Source organism: Allobosea sp. RAF48 (assembly GCF_052114025.1).
In the GTDB taxonomy this organism is placed as follows: Bacteria; Pseudomonadota; Alphaproteobacteria; order Rhizobiales; family Beijerinckiaceae; genus Allobosea.
The window spans coordinates 300,884-318,405 of sequence record NZ_JBFRDZ010000012.1 but is presented as its reverse complement, the minus strand read 5'-3'; the positions used below and the strand labels follow the sequence as shown (position 1 = coordinate 318,405).

The following is a 17,522-nucleotide window of genomic DNA, read 5'->3' as shown; positions in this document are numbered from 1 at the left end:
CGTGCGCTCTACAAATTCCGACAGGAACTCGCCCGGTGTCCCGGACGTCAGCCCCAGCCTCATCAGGAAGCGCAGAAGAGGCGCCGCTCAGCGGCGGCGCCGTCTCGATGGGTGGCTTATAGGACACCAAAAGAACCCCTGTCAACACGTCTGGATCACTATTCTTCGATTTCCGATTCCGCGCACCTTGAAGGCCCTCGCCAAGGGACGGCCGCACACGGTGGCAGCCACGTCCGGGCTGACGAAAACCCCGGCTTTGGTGGGGATCTTAGGAGGCACGCGCGGTGCCCAGCAGGATGCCGGGAAGCCGGCGACAACGCGCGCGGAGCAAGCGCTCAATGCGCGCCAGCCCTCACGAAGTTCCGCAGTTCAGCCGTCTGCGGGTCTGCGAACAGCGACTTCGACGCCCCCTGCTCCCAGATCTTCCCCTGATGCATGAACACCGTGGTGTCGGCGACCGTCCGGGCAAAGTTCATCTCGTGGGTGACGAGCAGCATGGTCATGCCACCCTTGGCGAGCTTCTCCATGACCAGCAGCACCTCACCTGTCAGCTCCGGGTCGAGTGCCGAGGTCACCTCGTCGAAGAGCATCACCTTCGGCTTCATCGCCAGCGAGCGGGCGATGGCGACGCGCTGCTGCTGGCCGCCGGAGAGATTGTCCGGATAGCTGTCGAACTTCTCGGAGAGGCCGACCTGCGCCAGCACCTCCTTCGCCAGCGTCAGTGCCTCTGCTTGCGACACGTTCTGGGTGATGCGCGGCGAGAGCATGATGTTCTGGCCCACCGTGAGATGCGGGAACAGGTTGTAGCTCTGGAAGACGATGCCGACGTCCTTGCGCAACTCGCGCAGCTTCTTCGGGTCCTGGGTCATGGTGTGGCCAGCGACCTCGATCTTGCCGGCGTGGAAGGTCTCGAGCCCGTTGATACAGCGAAGCAGGGTCGACTTGCCGGAGCCGGAGCGGCCGATGATGGCGACGACCTGGCCCGTGTCGACGCTGAGCGAAACGCCCTTCAGCACCTCCAGCGAGCCAAAGCGCTTATGGACGTCTTCAATGAGAACGGCTGGCATTCATCACCTTTTCGAGATGGCGGCTGAGCCGGGACAGCGGGAAGCAGATCGCGAAATAGATCGCCCCGACCAGGGTGAAGATCTGGAAGGCCTGATAGGTCGCATTGTTGACCAGCATGCCCGCGCGCATCAGGTCGACGAAGCCGACGACCTGGACGATCGAGGTGTTCTTCACGAGCTGGACGAGGAACCCCACCGTCGGCGGCAGCGAGATGCGGATCGCTTGCGGCAGGATCACGTAGCGATAGGTCTGCGCCGTCGTATGCGCCAGCGAAGCCGAGGCCTCCCATTGCTGGCGCGGCACGGATTCGATGGAGCCGCGCCAGATCTCGGCGAGATAGGCCGAGACGTAGATCGAGAGCGAGGCGGAGGCCGCGAGGAAGGGCGGCAGCTCGATGCCCAGGGCCGAGAGCCCGTAATAGCTCATGAACAGCACCATGAGCACCGGGATCGACTGGATCACCAGGATGTAGCCCGCCGCGAAGCGACGCAGCCAGCGGATGCGCGACAGACGCATGATCGCGAAGACACCGCCTAGGATGCCGCCGATGAAGAAGGCGATGGCGGTGAGCGCCAGCGTCCAGCCGGCGGAGCGCAGGATGAAGAGGGCCTCGGGCCAACCGAAGGTCTGCATCAGGCGGCCTCCCCATGCGCTTCGGTGAGGCGCGCGAGGCCCGACACCTGCGGGAAGAGCTTCCGGCCGAGCCAGTTCAGGAAGAGCTTCAGCGAGAGCGCCAGCACGAGATAGATGACGGTGACGACGATGTAGGTCTCGAAGCTGCGGAACGTGTCCTGCTCGATGATCGCGGCCGTTCCGGAAAGCTCCTGCACCGAGACGAAGGAGCAGATGCTGGAGGCCAGCATCATCAGAACGAACTGGCTCGACAGCGCCGGCCAGACGCGGGCGAAGGCGGGCTGCAGCACGACGTGCTTCAGGACCTGCCATTTGCTCATCGCCAGCGCGAGCCCGGCCTCGATCTGCGATTTATGAATGGAGTCGACGCCGGCGCGAATGATCTCGGTGGCGTAGGCGGCGAGGTTGAGCGTCATCGCCAGGATGGAGGCTTCGAGTCCGTTGAGGCGGATGCCGATCTGCGGCAGTCCGAAGAAGATCATGAAGAGCTGCACCAGAAACGGCGTGTTCCGCATCAGCTCGACATAGGCGTCGACGATGTAGCCGGCCCAGCTGCCGGCGAGGCTGCGCAGCGCGGTCATCGCCGTCGCCAGCACGAGGCCGAGCGTGATCGCGACGAAGGACAGCGCAATCGTCAGCAGGACCCCATTCAGGATCATCGGCCATTTGGATAAGACGTCTTGGAAGAGCAACGGCGCGCTCCTTCGGCCCTGGAGGTCGAGGATTTCGCCAGCGCGCTGGATCGCGCGCCGGCGCGTCGATGAGAGCGGGATCAGAAGGTCGGCAGCGGCGGCAGCGGGCTACCGACCCACTTTTGCGCGATCGCGTCGAGCTCCCCGTTCTGCTTGACGTAGTAGATGAAGTTATTGAGCCACTGGCGCAGCTCCCAGGCGTCCTTGCGCATGGTCATCGAGTTCGGCTGCATGCCGAAGACGAATTTGAGCTCGGTCTCGGTCTCGCCGCGCGCCTTCATCGCGGCATTGGCCTGCGCATCGGGGCCGGCGATGGCCTCGACCTGGCCGGAGAACAGCGCCTGCATGGTGGTGGCGTCGTCCTCGAAGCGCAGGATGGTGAGGTTCAGCTCCTTCTCCCGGTTGGTGAACTCGCGCTCGACGCTGGAGCCGCGGTTGACGCCGACCTTGCGCCCCTTGAGATCGTCCCAGGTTTTGATGGCGACGTTCTTCTTGGCGTAGATGCCTGTCTGGAAGGCGCTGTAGGGAATCGAGAACATCACCGCCTTGGCGCGCTCGGGCGTCGGCGCGAGCGTCGCGACGAGGAAGTCGACCTTGTTGGCCTCAAGCGCAGGAATACGCGCCGGCGGAGTGAGCTGCACCATCTCGACCTTGACGCCGAGATATTTGCCGATCAGCGCGATGACGTCCGCGTCGTAGCCGACAGCATTGCCCTGCGAGTCGACCGAGCCATAGGGCGGTGCGCCGATCAGCACGCCGATCTTGACCGAGCCGCGCTTGATGATGTCCGTGACCGTCTGGGCCGAGGCCTGGCTTGCGGCCAGCATGCCGGCTCCCAGCGCCAGCAGCGTGCCGGCAATCCTGAAATGCTTGAAAAGACCCATGGTGCGTTTCCCTGCTGTTTGCGGATTGTCCGCGGTTGGCCCAGCCGGCTTCTTGGCGTCCGGCTCGGAAATCGAAGATCAGGCTGCGGCTTTGCCCTGGCGCACGAGGTTGGTCAGAGGCTCGCCGGCGAAAGAGCGCCGGATGTTGTCGGCGATCGTCTGCTGGCGGCGGCGGATCGTGCCGCTCGTCCAGCCCGACATGTGCGGCGTCATCACGATGTTCGGCAGCTCTTGAAAAGGCAACGAGCCTGGCAGGGGATTCATGTCGTCGGGAGAGGGATATCGGTACCAGGTGTCGATCACGGCGCCACCGATACGCTCGTGCTTGAGCGCCTCGTACAGGGCGGCCTCGTCGAGCAATGGACCGCGCCCGACATTGAAGACAACGGCATTGCGGCGCATCGCGGCAAAGGCGTCCGCGCCGACGATTCCCCGGGTTTCCGGGGTAAGCGGCAGCGAGACGACGATCGCGTCGGCCGAACCCCAGAATTCGCCGAGCTGGTCGAGCGTAAAAGAACGGTCGACGGTTTCGGAGGTCGCGACCGGGCTGCGGTTGGCCACGTTCACCTGCATCTCGAATGCCTTGGCGCGCCGCGCCACCGCCTTGCCGATATGCCCGAAGCCGAGCAGGCCGATGGTCTTGCCGGCGATCTCGCCATGGACGCGATCGGGCGCGCCGGCCCAATAGGCCCAATCCCCTCGCCGCAAGCGCTGATCGGCATCGGCGAGCGGGATGTGCCGCGCCAGCAAAGCGCTCATCACATATTCCGCGATCGCCTGCTCGTGGCCGAAGCAGTTGCAGAGGTTCGTCTCGGGCGGGAGCTCGTCGAGCTGGACCGCGTCATAGCCGGCTCCCGGGACGTGGAACAGGCGCAGGCTCGCGGGGGTGGGAAGCGTGGCATCGAATTTCACGCCGACGATGACGTCGGCCGCGGCATAGGCCAGACGATCCGCCTCGGTCTCCAGCCGGTCCGGAAGAACCCTGATATCGGCACCCGCTCCCGCCAGCTCGGCAAAGCCATGGCTGAAGGAGGCGGCATTCTCACCATGGAAGACGATGCGCATGATCGGGCGGCTTTCCTTAGGTCAGGTATTTAGCAGCGGCTCGACGCTGCAATCCAGTAAAGAAGGGTCAATGGCGGCTTCCATCTCGTCGAACATGCCGTCGACGAAACCGATCAGCGCATCCGAGGCCGCGACGGCGCGGTCGCCATGGCGTGTCGCGATGGCGTTCAGCACGGCGAGATGGTGGTCGATCGTGCCTTCCAGCCCGACATGCCGGGGCATGTAGTTGTGGTAGATGAAGCCGATGCGCCGGAAGATCGTGTGCAGCGGGCGCAACGTATGCTCCAGGAAAGGCTCGGCCGCGGCCGACAGCACCATCTGGTCGATGCGTCTGTCGAGCGTGTTGAATTCGGCAAGCGTCAGCTCTGTCCGGCGCTCCCGCAGCAGGCGCTCCATATGCAGCATCTGGTTGCGGTGCGAAGGTCCGGCGCGCTCGGCCGCGAGGCCGATGACGAAGCGCTCGAGATCGCGCCTGAGCTTGAGCAGCAGGCGCTCGCGCGCAAGGTCGATCGGGGCGATCTGCAGGCCGTGGCGCGGACGGATAATGATCAGCGTGTCGGCCGCGAGCCGGTTGACGGCGTTGTGAACCGGGGTCCGGCCGAAGCCCGTCAGATCCTGGAGATCCTGCAGGGCAAGAAAACGGCCCGGGCTGAGCTCGCAAGTCACCAGCATCTCTTCGATGCGGCCATAGGCAAGCTCGAACAGGTTCACACGGTTGCGCCGCTTCGACACGGCCGTGTCGTCGGCTGCGACCAGTCGCGGCTGGTTATGGCGCTTCGCCATGCCCTGCTCCTCCCCATGCGGCGCTTCGAATCCCGTGTGGCGTTTCGAAACGACGCCATCTTGCGCCCGACGATAAACATGTTGTGAAATTTTACAAGCACTCCTATGATTTCGGCCTGCGCGGTCATCAACGCCTTTCGGCGGGGCCGCGCGACAAGCGAACAAGGCGCTCCCCGAGCTCGTCTCGCCGAAGAGCGCAGCTCCCGGGAGGCCGATTTGAAGATCACCGCGATCGAAACCTTGCGGACCGAAGAGTTCGCCAACGTCCTCTGGGTGCGGGTGCACACCGATGCCGGAATCATCGGCCTCGGCGAGACGTTCTACGGCGCGGCTTCGGTGGAAGCCCATTTGCACGACACGCTCGCGATGCGGCTGCTCGGCAAGAACCCGCTGCATATCGAGGCGCTGCACAAGGAGATGACCAACCTGCCGATGGCGCAGGCCTCGACCGGCGTCGAATCGCGCGCCACCTCGGCGGTCGACATCGCGTTGTGGGACATCTTCGGCAAGGTCTGCGGCCAGCCGGTGCACCAGATGCTCGGCGGCCTCTGCCGCGACAAGCAGCGCATCTACAACACTTGCGCCGGCTACAAATATGTCCGCTCCCACAACATCAAACCGGTATCGACCTGGAATCTCGGCGCGACCAGCGGCCCCTATGAAGATCTGGACGGCTTCATGAACCGCGCCGACGCGGTCGCCGAGAGCCTGCTCGAAAGCGGCATCACGGCGATGAAGATCTGGCCCTTCGATCCGCCCGCGATCGAGAACCAGGGGCTCTACATCACGCCCGAGCAGATGCGGAAGGCGATCGAGCCGTTCGAAAAGATCCGCAAGGCCGTCGGCGACAGGATGGAGATCATGGTCGAGTTCCATTCGCTCTGGAACCTGCCGACCGCGATCAAGATCGCCCGCGCCCTCGAGCCCTACGAGCCGAGCTGGTACGAGGACCCGATCCGGATGAACTCGCCGCAGGCGCTGGCCGAGTTCGCCCGCTCGACGACGGTCTCGGTGACGGCCAGCGAGACGCTGGGCTCGCGCTTCCCCTACAAGGACATGCTCGACCGTGACGCGATGCACGTCGTCATGGCCGACCTCTGCTGGACCGGCGGCCTGACCGAGGGCCGCAAGATCGCCGCGATGGCCGAAACCTATCACCGGCCTTTTGCGCCGCATGACTGCATCGGCCCGGTCGGCTTCATCGCCGCGATCCACGCCTCCTTCAGCCAGCCAAACACGCTGATCCAGGAATCGGTGCGCGCCTTCTACACCGGCTGGTACAAGGAGCTCGTCACCGAGATGCCGGTCATCAAGGACGGCTATGTCTATCCGATGGAGGCGCCGGGATTGGGCGTGGAACTGCTCCCGGCCGTCTTCGAGCGCCCGGACCTGCATCATCGTCGTTCGAGCCTGTGAGGATTTCAGGATGACCAATCCGCTCTTCGATCTCACTGGTCGCACCGCTCTCGTCACAGGCTCCTCGCGCGGCCTCGGACGGGCGATGGCGGAAGGGCTTGCTGCCGCTGGTGCGCGCATCCTCGTCAATGGGACCGACCCCGAGCGCGTCGCAACCGCGGTCAAGGAGATGCGTCAGGCCGGATTCGAGGCTGATGCCGCGCCCTTCGACGTCACCTCCGAGGAGCAGGTCACGAAAGCCTTCGCCGACTTCGATGCGTCAGGTGTCGCGGTCGATATCCTCGTCAACAACGCCGGCATTCAGTTCCGCAAGCCGATGGTCGAACTGGCGACGGTGGACTGGCAGCGCGTGATCGACACGAACCTGACATCGGCCTTCGTGATCGGACGGGAAGCCGCGAAACGCATGATCGCGCGCGGCCACGGCAAGATCATCAACATCGGCTCGCTGACCAGCGCCTTGGCACGGGCCACCGTCGCCCCCTACACCGTGGCCAAGGGCGGCATCAAGATGCTGACCCAGGCCATGGCGGCCGAGTGGGCAGAGCACGGCATTCAGGCCAATGCCATCGGCCCCGGCTACATGCTGACCGACATGAACCAGGCGTTGATCGACAATCCCGCGTTCGATGCATGGGTCCGAAGCCGCACGCCATCGAAGCGCTGGGGCAGGCCTGACGAACTGATTGGAACGGCCGTATTTCTTGCCGCGCCAGCATCGAACTACGTCAACGGTCAAATAATATACGTCGATGGAGGAATGATTTCCGTTTTATAACATCGTGTTAGAGCGAATAAATTGGCATGCCTCGCCTGGCATTCGAATAAGAACCACGCATGAGGCCCTTCGTTTTCCGACCGTGTTCACGCGCCGCGCAGCTCTCTATGGAGCTCGTCCGCGGTGAACCGCTCCAGATCGAGGGCCGGCAGCAGATCGTTCTCGGCGCGGAAATCGCGGGCGCAGATCGCGTCGAACAGAGCGATGCCGGCCTTGTGGAGCGGTAGCGGCACCCCGGCGATCCGGCCCAGCGCTTCGAGCGGCACCAGCCCGAAGGGCACGTCCTCGGTGATGAAGCGAGTTTCCAGCGTCTTGGGGCCGAGCAGTTCGGGACGGTTCCTGTAGACGGCGGCGGCCATCTCGCCGACAGGGCCGGCAGCGACGCCGAAGGAATGGACATAGTGGTCCTGCACGCTGCGGACCGAGAGGCCGAAAGCTCCGGCCAGCGCCAGGCGCTCGACATCCATGGCATCGACGATGCGCCCGACGCCCTGGGTGATCGAGCCGTAGTTCGGCCAGTCCTCGCCGCGCTCGGCGCGCGTCAGGTTGCCCAGCATGTTGGCGACATGCGCCGGCGGATTGAGGTTGCTGAGCATGATGGCCAGCAGGTCTTCGCGCAGCTCGAACCGATCGCCGAAAAGGGAACGGCAGACGTCCAGACCAACCTGCGCGTGACCGGCAGGGAGAGTGGCAACGTCGAGCTTGGCCCGGATGCCCGAGACATGGACGCTGCGCGGGCCGCTCTTGCGCGCGGTGAGCGCCGTTGTCGCCCAGGCGGCGATCGGAATGTCGACCCCGCGCGCGCTCAGCAGGCGATGCAGATAGAGCGCTGCGAAGGAGCAATGGGCGCTGATGATGACGATCTGCCCGGCGGCGAGATGCGGGGCGATGGCGTCCAGCACCGCCCTGAACCCATTGGCCTGAACCGCGACGATGACCACCTCAGCGCCGCCAACGGCTTCGGCGCAATGGCGGGCGATCCGCAACGGCAAGTCGGCTTCGAGCTTGCCAGTGACGGTCAGCAAGGCATCGCCGGAGAAATCGGCCAGGGCCGCGCCGCTCGGCGACCAGATCACGGGCTCATGCCCCTGGCCGGTCAGGTAGGCGACATAGCCGCGCCCGATCCCGCCGAAGCCGACGATGGCGACGCGCATGGGTAATCCCCCGAGTGGTTTCAGATGATTTCGAGACCGCCCAACACGTGCCGGTGGACGACGGTTTCCAGGCCGGGCTTATCGCGTTCGCGCAGGCGTTCGACGATCTCGTAGTGGTCCCGTACCGTGTCGGCGAGCAGCGCGGCGGTGTTCTTTTCGCGCGTCAGCGTAACGGGAACGCGGCTACGTAAATCGAAAATCATCGAGACAAGGTCGCGGTTCGGGCAGAAGTCGAGCATTGCGGCGTGGAAAGCGTAGTTCGCCTCCTCCTGCGCAAGCACCGTGCCGGAACTGACGGCCGCGGCGAAATCGTCAGCCCGCAGTTGCAGCCGCTCCAGCCCTGCCTCGTCGATACGCTTCAGCACTTCGCCGGCCGCCGCAACCTCAAGGATGGCACGGATCGTCACGACATTGCGGTAGCGCTCCTTGTCGAAGGTCTCGACGCGGTAACCGCGATTAGCCTCCAGCTTGACGAAGCCCTTTTCCTCGAGCCGATCCAGCGCCTGGCGAATGTCGAGCCGCGAGGCGCTGTATTGCGTTTCGAGATCGACTTGCTTCAGCCACGAGCCTGCACTGAGGCGGCCGGTGCTGATGTCCCTCTCGATCAGCTTTGCCAGTTCTCGTGCCCGCGACGCACTGCCGCCAGCAGCGCGCCCGCGGCGCTCTCCAGCATCTGTCTTATCTTGCTGAGTTACCAAAGCCATTAGTGCCGTGTTCCGCAGACGAATCCGAGCATGACCGCAACCATCATCGCCCGCTTTGCTGCCCAATCGCAATTCATACTCAGGGCGGTCGAACACACCCGCGGAGATGAGATCTCCTGCATATGCACTCCCATTAAGCAAAATATCCCACAAGTCGAGATTGACAGATGCCAATCATGAACTCAGGATTGGCGCCAAAGTCAAGAACAGGGGATTCTCATGCGCAACCAGGCCTCAGCCCGCCGCCTCGCCGCCGCCCTCGCCTTCGGGATAAGCTCCCTCGCCCTGATCGCTCCCGCGGCGGCACGCGACCTGACGATCGCGCTGTCGAGCAACGTCAACACGCTCGATCCGGACAAGTCGACGACAGTCGGCACGGACCTCAGCGTGGCCGCGCATATCTACACCCCGCTGGTCGATCGCGGGCCCGACCTGAAGCTGAGGCCCGGTCTCGCCACCAAATGGGAAGCGATCGGAGACACGGCCTGGCGCTTCACGCTGCGCGAGGGCGTGACCTTCTCGAACGGCGAGCAGCTCGACGCCGAGGCCGTGAAGTGGAACGTCGAGCGTGTGCTCGATCCGAAGACCGGTGCGCGCAACAAGCCGTGGTTCGCCGCCATCACCGAGGTCAGGGTCGTCTCGCCGACCACCGTCGAATTCGTCACCAAAGGCGCTTATCCCGACCTGCCCGACCAGATGTCGATGTTCCTGCTGATGCCGCCGAAATGGACGGCGGAGAACAACCCTTCCGTGGCGGCGCTCGGCAGCGGCCCCTACGAGCTCGTGCGCTTTGCCAGCGGCGACCGGGTCGTGCTGAAGGCGCGCAAGGACTATTGGGGCGAGAAGCCGGCTTTCGACAACGTCACCTTCCGCATCATTCCGGAGGATTCCTCCCGGATCGCGGCGCTCCAGGCCGGCGATATCGACCTCATCACCGGCTTCCCGACTTCCGAGATCGCCCGGATCAAATCCGGCGGCAAGGTCGAGGCCGGCTCGGTGGCCGGCACGCGCGGCATGTTCATCAAGCTCAACGGGCTGAAGGCGCCCTTCAAGGACAATCCCAAGCTCTGGCGAGCGCTCAATCTCGGCATCGATCGCAAGGCGATCAATGACGGGCTGCTCGACGGCCTCGCCCAAATCAGCGCCTGCCAGCCGCTTTCCCCAGTCTATTTCGGCTTCAACCCCGATCTGAAGCCGGTGCCCTACGATCCCGCCCAGGCCAAGAAGCTGCTGGCCGAGGCCGGCTTTCCCAACGGCGTGACCATGGATCTCGAAGTTCCGACGGGGCGCTACATCCAGGCTTCCGACATCGCCCAGGTCGTCGCCTCCCAGCTCGGGGAGATCGGCGTCACCGTGAAGCTGCGCGAGATGGAATTCGGCGCCTTCATGAACAAGTACATCGTCGGCAAGAATCTCGGCGACTCCGCCTATTTCGGCCTGGGATGGCCGACGCTCGATGCGGGCGGGCTCCTGAACTTCTGGGAGAAGGAAAACCCGCAATCCTATTGGGAGAGTGCGAGCTTCAACGAAGCCGCCAAGGCTGCACGCTCGACCAACGACGCAGCCAAGCGCACCGAGCTCTACCGCAAGCTCACCGCGCAGCTCTGCGAGGATTCGCCCTCGATCTTCATGTTCTTCACGCCGATCACTTACGCCCAGTCCAAGAGCATCGCGTGGCAGGCGCGTGGAGACGACTGGGTCCGCACGATCGACATCAAGACGCGCTGACGGCAACCGAAACGAGCTGAGCGGCGGGCTCCATCGGCCCGCCGTCGGGACAGCCTTGCCCGAATTTCCGATCAACCGGATCGCGACAAAAGTCATGACCGCACAAGACGAAACCACCCTGAAGCTACGTGTCGGCGTCGATTCCGGCGGCACTTTCACCGATGTCTGCATGTTCGACGAGACGCATGGCGAGATCCATGTCTGGAAGGTGTCGAGCACGCCGCAGGACCCGTCGCTCGGCATTGCCGGGGGCATCGAGCAGGGCGTCGCCGAGGTCGCCAAGGCAACGGGGCAGAAGGTCGACGTCGTCTATTTCGGCCATGGCACCACGGTCGCCACCAACGCGCTGATCGTCGGGCGCGGCGCCGAGACGGGGCTGATCACCACCAAGGGGTTCCGCGACGTGCTGGAATTGCGCCGCCAGAAGCGCGATTCCCTCTACGACATCCAGACTCAGAAGCCGCGCATCCTGGTGACGCGCGACAAGCGGCTCGAGGTCAGCGAGCGCGTGCGCTTCGACGGCAGCATCCACACCGCCCTCGACGAGGACGAGGTGCGCGCCGCCGCCCGCAAGCTCAGGGGGCAGGGCATCACGACGGTCGCGGTGTGCTTCCTGTTCTCATTTGTCGAGCCGGCGCATGAGAAACGCGTCAAGGAGATCCTGGCCGAGGAAATGCCGGACGCCTTCGTCTCGATCTCGCACGAGGTCGCGCCCGAGTTCCGCGAATATGAGCGGCTCTCGACCACGGTCGTGAACGCCTATCTCGGCCCGATCATGAAGTCCTATCTCTCGAAGCTGCAGCCGCGGCTGGCCGAGATCGGCATCGACGCCCATCCGCATCTGACGCAGTCGAATGGCGGCGTGATCTCGTCCGAGGTGGCGCAGAACTTCCCGGCGCGCACCGTGCTCTCTGGCCCGGCGGCCGGTGTCATCGGAGCGCTTTCGGTCGGCGGACTCGCCGGCTTCGACAACGTCATCACCTTCGACATGGGCGGCACCTCGACCGACGTCTCGCTGATCGACCGCGGTCGGCCTCAAATGTCGAACGACGCCGTCGTCCACGGCTATCCGCTGAAGCTGCCGATGCTCGACATCCACACCGTCGGCGCCGGCGGCGGCTCGATCGCCCATATCGATGCCGGCGGGCTGCTCAAGGTCGGCCCGCGCTCGGCCGCGGCCGACCCCGGCCCCGTCTGCTACGGGCGCGGCAACGAGGAGCCGACGGTCACCGACGCCAATGTCGTGCTGCAGGTGCTGAACCCGACGCATCTCCTGAACGGGCGCATGAAGATCTACCAGGCGCGTGCCAAGGCCGCGATCGGGCGCCTGGCCGACCAGCTCGGGCTCGGCGTCATGGAGACGGCGCAGGGCATCATCAGCGTGGTCATCGCCAATATGGCGAAGGCCATCCGCGTGATCTCGGTCGAGCGCGGCTATGACCCGCGCGACTATGTCATGCTCGGCTTCGGCGGCGCCGGCCCGATCCATGCGGCGCGGCTCGCCCGCGAACTGGAGATCCCGCGCCTCGTCGTCCCGAAATATCCGGGCATCATGTGTGCGCTCGGCCTGCTGCTGACCGACCTTCGGACCAATCTCTCGCTGACGCGGCTCCTGCCCCTGAGCGAGACAGGCGCGCCGGGCATGGAGACCGGCTTCGCCGGCCTCGAGGAGCGCGGGCAGGACTGGTTCGCCCAGGAGGCGATCCCGGTGGAGCGGCGCTCGCTGATCCGCTCGGTCGACATGCGCTATGGCGGCCAGGGCTATGAGCTCACCGTGCCCTGCCCGGCCGGCCCGATCGATGCGGCGGCGCTGGTGAAGCTGCGCGAGGAGTTCGAGCGCATCCACAAGCAGGTCTATGGCTATATCGCCGCCGAGGAGCCGGTGCAGGTCACGACCCTGCGCATCGAGGCGGTGGGCCTCGTGCCGAAGGCGGACCTCAAGGCTTATCCCCCCGCCGCCGGCACGAGCAATGGGGCGATCACCGGCTGGCGCGAGGTCTGGCTGCCGGAAACCGGCGGCTTCACCAACTGCCCGATCTATGACCGCGCCCTGCTCGGGCCGGGGCACGAGGTGACCGGGCCCGCCATCATCGACCAGATGGATTCGACCACCCTCGTCCTGCCCGGGCAGGTCGCGACCGTCGACGCCTATCTCAACCTGATCCTCGAGGGCTGACCATGCTGGACAAAGCCAAGACGCAGCTCGACCCGATCACCGTCGAGGTCATCGGCAGCGCGCTCACCACCATCGTCGAGGAGATGGGCAAGGCGATCATCCGCGCGGCGTATTCGACCAACATCAAGGAGCGGCAGGACTGCTCGACCGCGCTGTTCGACGCCGCCGGGCGCACCATCGCCCAGGCCGAGCACATTCCGGTGCATCTGGGATCGCTGCTCGGCATCGCCGAGCACGTCTTCAAGAACCACGACCTCGCGACGGTGCGCCCCGGCGACGTCTTCGTCGGCAACGACGCCTATACCGGCGGCGGCACCCATCTCAACGACATCGTCTTCCTCGAGCCGATCTTCCATGGCGACGAGCTGGTCGCCTGGGTGACGAACCTCGCCCATCATTCCGATTTCGTCGACCGCGGCCATGCGCATATCTTCCAGGAGGGGCTGCGCATCCCGCCCGTGCGGCTCTATCGCGAGGGCGTGCTGCAGGAAGACCTGATGCAGCTCATCCTGCTGAACTGCCAGGTTCCGCGCGAGCGCATCAACGACTTCCGCGCCCAGATGGCGGCCAACCGCCTCGGTGTGCAGCGCTACCAGGCGCTCTGCGACAAATATGGCGCCGAGACGGTGCGCGCCGCCGGCGCGCAGGTGCTCGACTACACCGAGCGGCGCACCCGCGCCGGCATCGCGCAAATTCCGGACGGCACCTACAGCTTCCGCCACGACTTCGACAGCAACCTGATCGACGGCGTGCTCGACCTCAAGGTCGTGATCGAGGTCAAGGGCGACGAGATCTTCATCGACTTCCCCGACGCGCCCGAGCAGGTCCGCGCGCCGATCAACATGGTCTACACGGCGCTGCTGGCGACGGTGTATTTCGCGGTGAAGGCGATCGTCGATCCCGATCTGCCGGCCAATGCCGGCTTCCACCGGCCGATCCATGTCTCCGCGCCGCTGGGCTCCGTGCTGAACTCGACGCCGCCAGCCGCCGTCTACAGCCGCACCGATATCGGCCAGCGCCTCGTCGACATGATCTTCGCCGCGCTCGCCGATGTGGTGCCCGAGCGGATCGCCGCCGCCTCGACCGGCGGCACGCTCCTGACCACCAGCGGAATCCATCCGCGCACCGGCCGCTTCTACGTCTATAACGAGATGCATGGCGGCGGCATGGGCGCGCGCGCCGACAAGGACGGGCTCGACGGCGTGCAGGTGAACACGACTAACACCGCCAATCTGCCGATCGAGGCGCTCGAGATCGAGCACCCCGTCATGGTGAAATGCTACGAGCTGGTGCAGGATTCCGGCGGCGCGGGCCAATATCGCGGCGGTATGACCTTGCGGCGGCGCGTCGAGATGCTCGACCACACCGCCCGCATCTCGGCGGGCGGTACCAACAGCATCGTGCCGCCTTTCGGCCTCAAGGGCGGCCAGGACGGCCAGACCGCCCGCGTCGAGCTTTCGCCCGGCGCCAGGCCGCTCGACCGTCGCGCCGGCATCCTGCAGCCGGGCGAGTGGGTCGGCATGGTCGCCGCTGGCGGTGGCGGGTTCGGCGACCCGAAGAAGCGTGACCGGAAGCTGGTCGAGCGCGATCTGCGCGAGGAGCGCATCTCGCGGCAGGCGGCCGTGGAGATCTACGGGCTGAAGCTCTGACAAACGTCGTGACGATGGAGGCCGCCGGATGCCGCGCCACCTGACCTCCCGCCTCGGCGAAGGCCTGATCGCGATCTGGGGCGTGGTCACGATCGTCTTCGTCGTCTCGCGGCTGCTCGGCGACCCCGCCGTGCTGCTGCTGCCGATCGGCGCGACGGAGGCGCAACTGCAGGAGCTGCGTACGCAGCTCGGGCTCGATCAGCCGGTGCTGCAGCAATATCTGACCTTTCTCCTTCATGCGCTGAAGGGCGATTTCGGCCAGTCCTTCCAGTTCGCGCGCCCGGCGCTCGACGTCGTCCTCGAAAGGCTGCCGGCGACGGCCTTGCTCGCCGGCTGCGCGCTCGCGATCGGCGTGCTGGTCGGCGGCCTCGCAGGCGCGCTCGCCGCGATCTATCGCGGTTCGACGATCGAGGGGCTCGTCCTGCTGGTGGCGCTGCTCGGCCAGGCGACGCCCTCCTTCTGGCTCGGCATCATGCTGATCCTGTTCTTCGCGGTGCAGCTCGGCTGGTTCCCGACGGGTGGCTACGGCGAATGGCAGAACCTTGTCCTGCCGTCGGTGACGCTGGCCTGCTTTACGACCGCCAGCATCGCGCGCCTGCTGCGCTCCTCCATGCTCGACGTGATGCGGGACGACTATGTCCGCACGGCCTATGCGAAGGGCCTCGGCCCCCGCCGCATCTATATCTGGCATGTCGGCCGCAACTCGTTGATCCCCGTGGTGACCATGACCGGCATCCTGGCCGGCGAGCTTCTCGGCGGCGCCGCCGTGACCGAGACGGTCTTCGCCTGGCCGGGCGTCGGGCGATTGATCGTGCAGGCGATCGAGACCAAGGATTTTCCGGTCGTGCAGGCCGGCGTCGCCGTGGTCGCGACCATCTTCGTCCTGGTCAATCTCCTGGTCGACCTGCTCTACACCCTGATCGACCCACGCATCCGGCAGGAATCATGAGGCTCTTCTCGTTCCTGCGCCGCCAGCGTGCGAATTGGCTCGGCCTCACCGGTGCGGCGTTGCTGGTGCTCCTGCTGGCGTTGGCGCTCGCCGGGCCCTGGCTCGGCCTGCCCGACCCGACGCGTGGCGACCTGCGCGCCCGCATGATGGCGCCGACGATCTCCTGGACCGGGCTGGGCGTCCACCCCTTCGGGACCGACCAGCTCGGACGCGACATCCTGAGCCGTATCATCGCCGGCAGCCGCGTCACCCTGACGATCGCCGGCTCGGCCGTGATCCTCGGCGGCATCGTCGGCGTGTTTATGGGCCTCGTCGCCGGCTATTTCGGCGGCTGGTATGACCGCGTGCTGATGCGCCTGGTCGACATCCAGCTCGCCTTCCCGCTGATGCTGCTGGCGCTTCTGGTCGTCGCCGCGCTCGGCCCAAGCCTGCACAACCTGATCGCGGTGCTCGCCCTGACGAGCTGGGTCCGCTATGCCCGCATCATCAGAGCCCAGGTCCTGACGGTCCGGGAGCGCGAATTCGTCCAGGCGGCTCTGGCGATGGGGGCGGGCCACGCCCGCCTGCTCTTGCGCCACATCCTGCCCAACGTCCTGACGCCGGTCTTCGTCGTCGCGACCCTCGAACTCGCGCGCACCATCGTGCTCGAAGCGGGCTTGAGCTTCCTTGGCCTCGGCATCCAGCCGCCCTCGCCGAGTTGGGGCCGGATGCTCGCCGACGGGCGCACCTATATCGCCAGCGCCTGGTGGATCATCACCCTGCCTGGCCTGGCTTTGATGTTGACGGTATTGAGCGTCAATCTCCTGGGCGACTGGCTGCGTGATTGGCTCGACCCGCGCGCGGAACGTCGCTGATCCATCAGCCGATAAGCCGCTCGCCCATGGCGGAAGCTCAATTCTTTTCGGAGCGATCCATAGCCGCCCCCCCTGTCCCAAATCCTTCTCCGGCAACCCTTCGGATAAGCCCGGCTCAGCGCAGTGTGGGGTCGAGCCGATCGCGCAGCCAGTCGCCGACGAGGCTGACCGCAAGCGTTGTCAGCACGATGGTGCAGGCCGGAGCCAGCATGATCCAGGGAGCACGCGTCAGATATTCGCGACCATAGCCGACCATGTTGCCGAGGCTGGTCATCGGCGGCTGGACGCCGAGGCCCAGGAAGGACAGCCCGCTCTCCAGCAGGATCACCTCCGGGAAGGTCAACGTCATCGAGACGATCAGCGTCGAGGCGATGTTCGGCAGGATATGGCGCAGATAGACCCGCGAGGGACTCGCACCGATCTGGCGCACCGCCCCGGCATAGCCTTGCGCGCCAGCGGAGATGGCGAGCCCGCGCGCAATGCGGGCATAGCGCTCCCACCCATAGAGCCCCATCAGGCAGATGAAGAGCGGCAGCGCGTTTCCAAAGAAGGCCAGCACCGAGAGTGCCAGGATCAGGAAGGGCATCGCGGCCTGGAAATCGGCCAGCATCAACACGAATTGCTCGACCCAGCCGCGGAAATGCGCCGCGAGGAAGCCCATCAGCGTGCCAAGCGTGGCCGAAATGATCGTCGCGCCGAAGGCGACGAGCAGCGAAATGCGGATCGAGATGATCAGCCGCGAGAGCACGTCGCGGCCGAGTTCATCGGTCCCGAGCCAGTGCAGTGGATGGAAGGGCGGCGACAGCCGGTTGCGCAGGTCATATGCCGTGAAGCGATAGGGCGTGACCCAATCGGCGCTCAGGGCCAAAACGATGATGAAGCCGACCCAGACGATGCCGAACCAGACCAGCAGCGGGATGCGCTTCTTCGGCCTGGGAGCAACCTTCTCGCGGATGGCAGGTGGCGCGGCGGCTGTTACATCGGCCATT

At 65.5% G+C, this 17,522-nt stretch carries 16 protein-coding genes; 7 read left to right on the top strand and 9 right to left on the bottom strand.

From position 1 onward, the window contains the following. Positions 1-335: 335 nt before the first annotated feature. From AB4Z10_RS21420 to AB4Z10_RS21395, 6 genes are all read right to left on the bottom strand, one after another. Positions 336-1,067: an amino acid ABC transporter ATP-binding protein gene (locus AB4Z10_RS21420; RefSeq protein WP_441472401.1), complete on the bottom strand. Its 732-nt coding sequence runs from the start codon at positions 1,065-1,067 to the stop codon at positions 336-338. Continuing rightward, complete coding sequence (locus tag AB4Z10_RS21415; RefSeq protein ID WP_441472400.1) at positions 1,048-1,701, bottom strand: amino acid ABC transporter permease; 654 nt, start codon at positions 1,699-1,701, stop codon at positions 1,048-1,050. The genes AB4Z10_RS21420 and AB4Z10_RS21415 overlap by 20 nt, the downstream gene beginning before the upstream one ends. After that, positions 1,701-2,360: an amino acid ABC transporter permease gene (locus tag AB4Z10_RS21410; protein ID WP_441472399.1), complete on the bottom strand. Its 660-nt coding sequence runs from the start codon at positions 2,358-2,360 to the stop codon at positions 1,701-1,703. Before AB4Z10_RS21410 ends, AB4Z10_RS21415 begins: the two co-directional genes overlap by 1 nt. Before the next feature lie 113 nt (positions 2,361-2,473). After that, entirely contained in the window at positions 2,474-3,277 is an 804-nt protein-coding gene (locus AB4Z10_RS21405) for a transporter substrate-binding domain-containing protein (RefSeq protein WP_441472398.1), read from the bottom strand. Positions 3,278-3,355: 78 nt separating this feature from the next. Further along, positions 3,356-4,342 (bottom strand): 2-hydroxyacid dehydrogenase, encoded by a 987-nt coding sequence (locus tag AB4Z10_RS21400; RefSeq protein WP_441472397.1) that lies wholly within the window; start codon positions 4,340-4,342, stop codon positions 3,356-3,358. Between the two features lie 21 nt (positions 4,343-4,363). Continuing rightward, positions 4,364-5,125 carry a GntR family transcriptional regulator gene (locus tag AB4Z10_RS21395; RefSeq protein ID WP_441472396.1) on the bottom strand — a complete coding sequence of 254 codons (762 nt, stop codon included), beginning with the start codon at positions 5,123-5,125 and terminating at the stop codon, positions 4,364-4,366. Positions 5,126-5,341: 216 nt separating this feature from the next. Here AB4Z10_RS21395 and AB4Z10_RS21390 point away from each other — a divergent pair, with 216 nt between their 5' ends. Together AB4Z10_RS21390 and AB4Z10_RS21385 are read left to right on the top strand one after the other, a co-directional pair. Next, positions 5,342-6,541 (top strand): mandelate racemase/muconate lactonizing enzyme family protein, encoded by a 1,200-nt coding sequence (locus AB4Z10_RS21390; protein ID WP_441472395.1) that lies wholly within the window; start codon positions 5,342-5,344, stop codon positions 6,539-6,541. Positions 6,542-6,551: 10 nt separating this feature from the next. Next, positions 6,552-7,319, top strand: coding sequence for an SDR family oxidoreductase (locus AB4Z10_RS21385; protein WP_441472394.1), 768 nt, complete (start codon positions 6,552-6,554; stop codon positions 7,317-7,319). An 86-nt stretch (positions 7,320-7,405) separates the two neighbouring features. Here AB4Z10_RS21385 and AB4Z10_RS21380 read toward each other — a convergent pair whose 3' ends face one another. Then, positions 7,406-8,473 carry an NAD/NADP octopine/nopaline dehydrogenase family protein gene (locus AB4Z10_RS21380; RefSeq protein ID WP_441472393.1) on the bottom strand — a complete coding sequence of 356 codons (1,068 nt, stop codon included), beginning with the start codon at positions 8,471-8,473 and terminating at the stop codon, positions 7,406-7,408. A gap of 20 nt (positions 8,474-8,493) precedes the next feature. Then, positions 8,494-9,351: a GntR family transcriptional regulator gene (locus tag AB4Z10_RS21375; protein WP_441472392.1), complete on the bottom strand. Its 858-nt coding sequence runs from the start codon at positions 9,349-9,351 to the stop codon at positions 8,494-8,496. A 45-nt stretch (positions 9,352-9,396) separates the two neighbouring features. On the opposite strand from AB4Z10_RS21375, the gene AB4Z10_RS21370 reads away from it, so the two are divergent. The 5 genes from AB4Z10_RS21370 (at position 9,397) to AB4Z10_RS21350 (ending at position 16,533) form a co-directional block, all read left to right on the top strand. Next, a complete protein-coding gene (locus tag AB4Z10_RS21370; protein ID WP_441472391.1) occupies positions 9,397-10,905 on the top strand; it encodes an ABC transporter substrate-binding protein in 1,509 nt (502 codons plus the stop codon). Between the two features lie 94 nt (positions 10,906-10,999). Then, positions 11,000-13,081, top strand: a complete 2,082-nt coding sequence (locus AB4Z10_RS21365; protein WP_441472390.1) for a hydantoinase/oxoprolinase family protein — start codon at positions 11,000-11,002, stop codon at positions 13,079-13,081. A gap of 2 nt (positions 13,082-13,083) precedes the next feature. Further along, on the top strand, positions 13,084-14,730 hold the full coding sequence (locus AB4Z10_RS21360; protein WP_441472389.1) for a hydantoinase B/oxoprolinase family protein: 1,647 nt from the start codon (positions 13,084-13,086) through the stop codon (positions 14,728-14,730). Between the two features lie 28 nt (positions 14,731-14,758). Next, positions 14,759-15,679, top strand: a complete 921-nt coding sequence (locus tag AB4Z10_RS21355; protein ID WP_441472388.1) for an ABC transporter permease — start codon at positions 14,759-14,761, stop codon at positions 15,677-15,679. Further along, on the top strand, positions 15,676-16,533 hold the full coding sequence (locus AB4Z10_RS21350) for an ABC transporter permease (protein ID WP_441472387.1): 858 nt from the start codon (positions 15,676-15,678) through the stop codon (positions 16,531-16,533). Before AB4Z10_RS21355 ends, AB4Z10_RS21350 begins: the two co-directional genes overlap by 4 nt. Positions 16,534-16,648: 115 nt before the next feature. Here AB4Z10_RS21350 and AB4Z10_RS21345 read toward each other — a convergent pair whose 3' ends face one another. Then, the gene (locus tag AB4Z10_RS21345; RefSeq protein WP_441472386.1) at positions 16,649-17,521 is read right to left on the bottom strand and encodes an ABC transporter permease; all 873 of its coding nucleotides are present in this window, start codon (positions 17,519-17,521) and stop codon (positions 16,649-16,651) included. Between the last annotated feature and the right edge of the window lies 1 nt (position 17,522).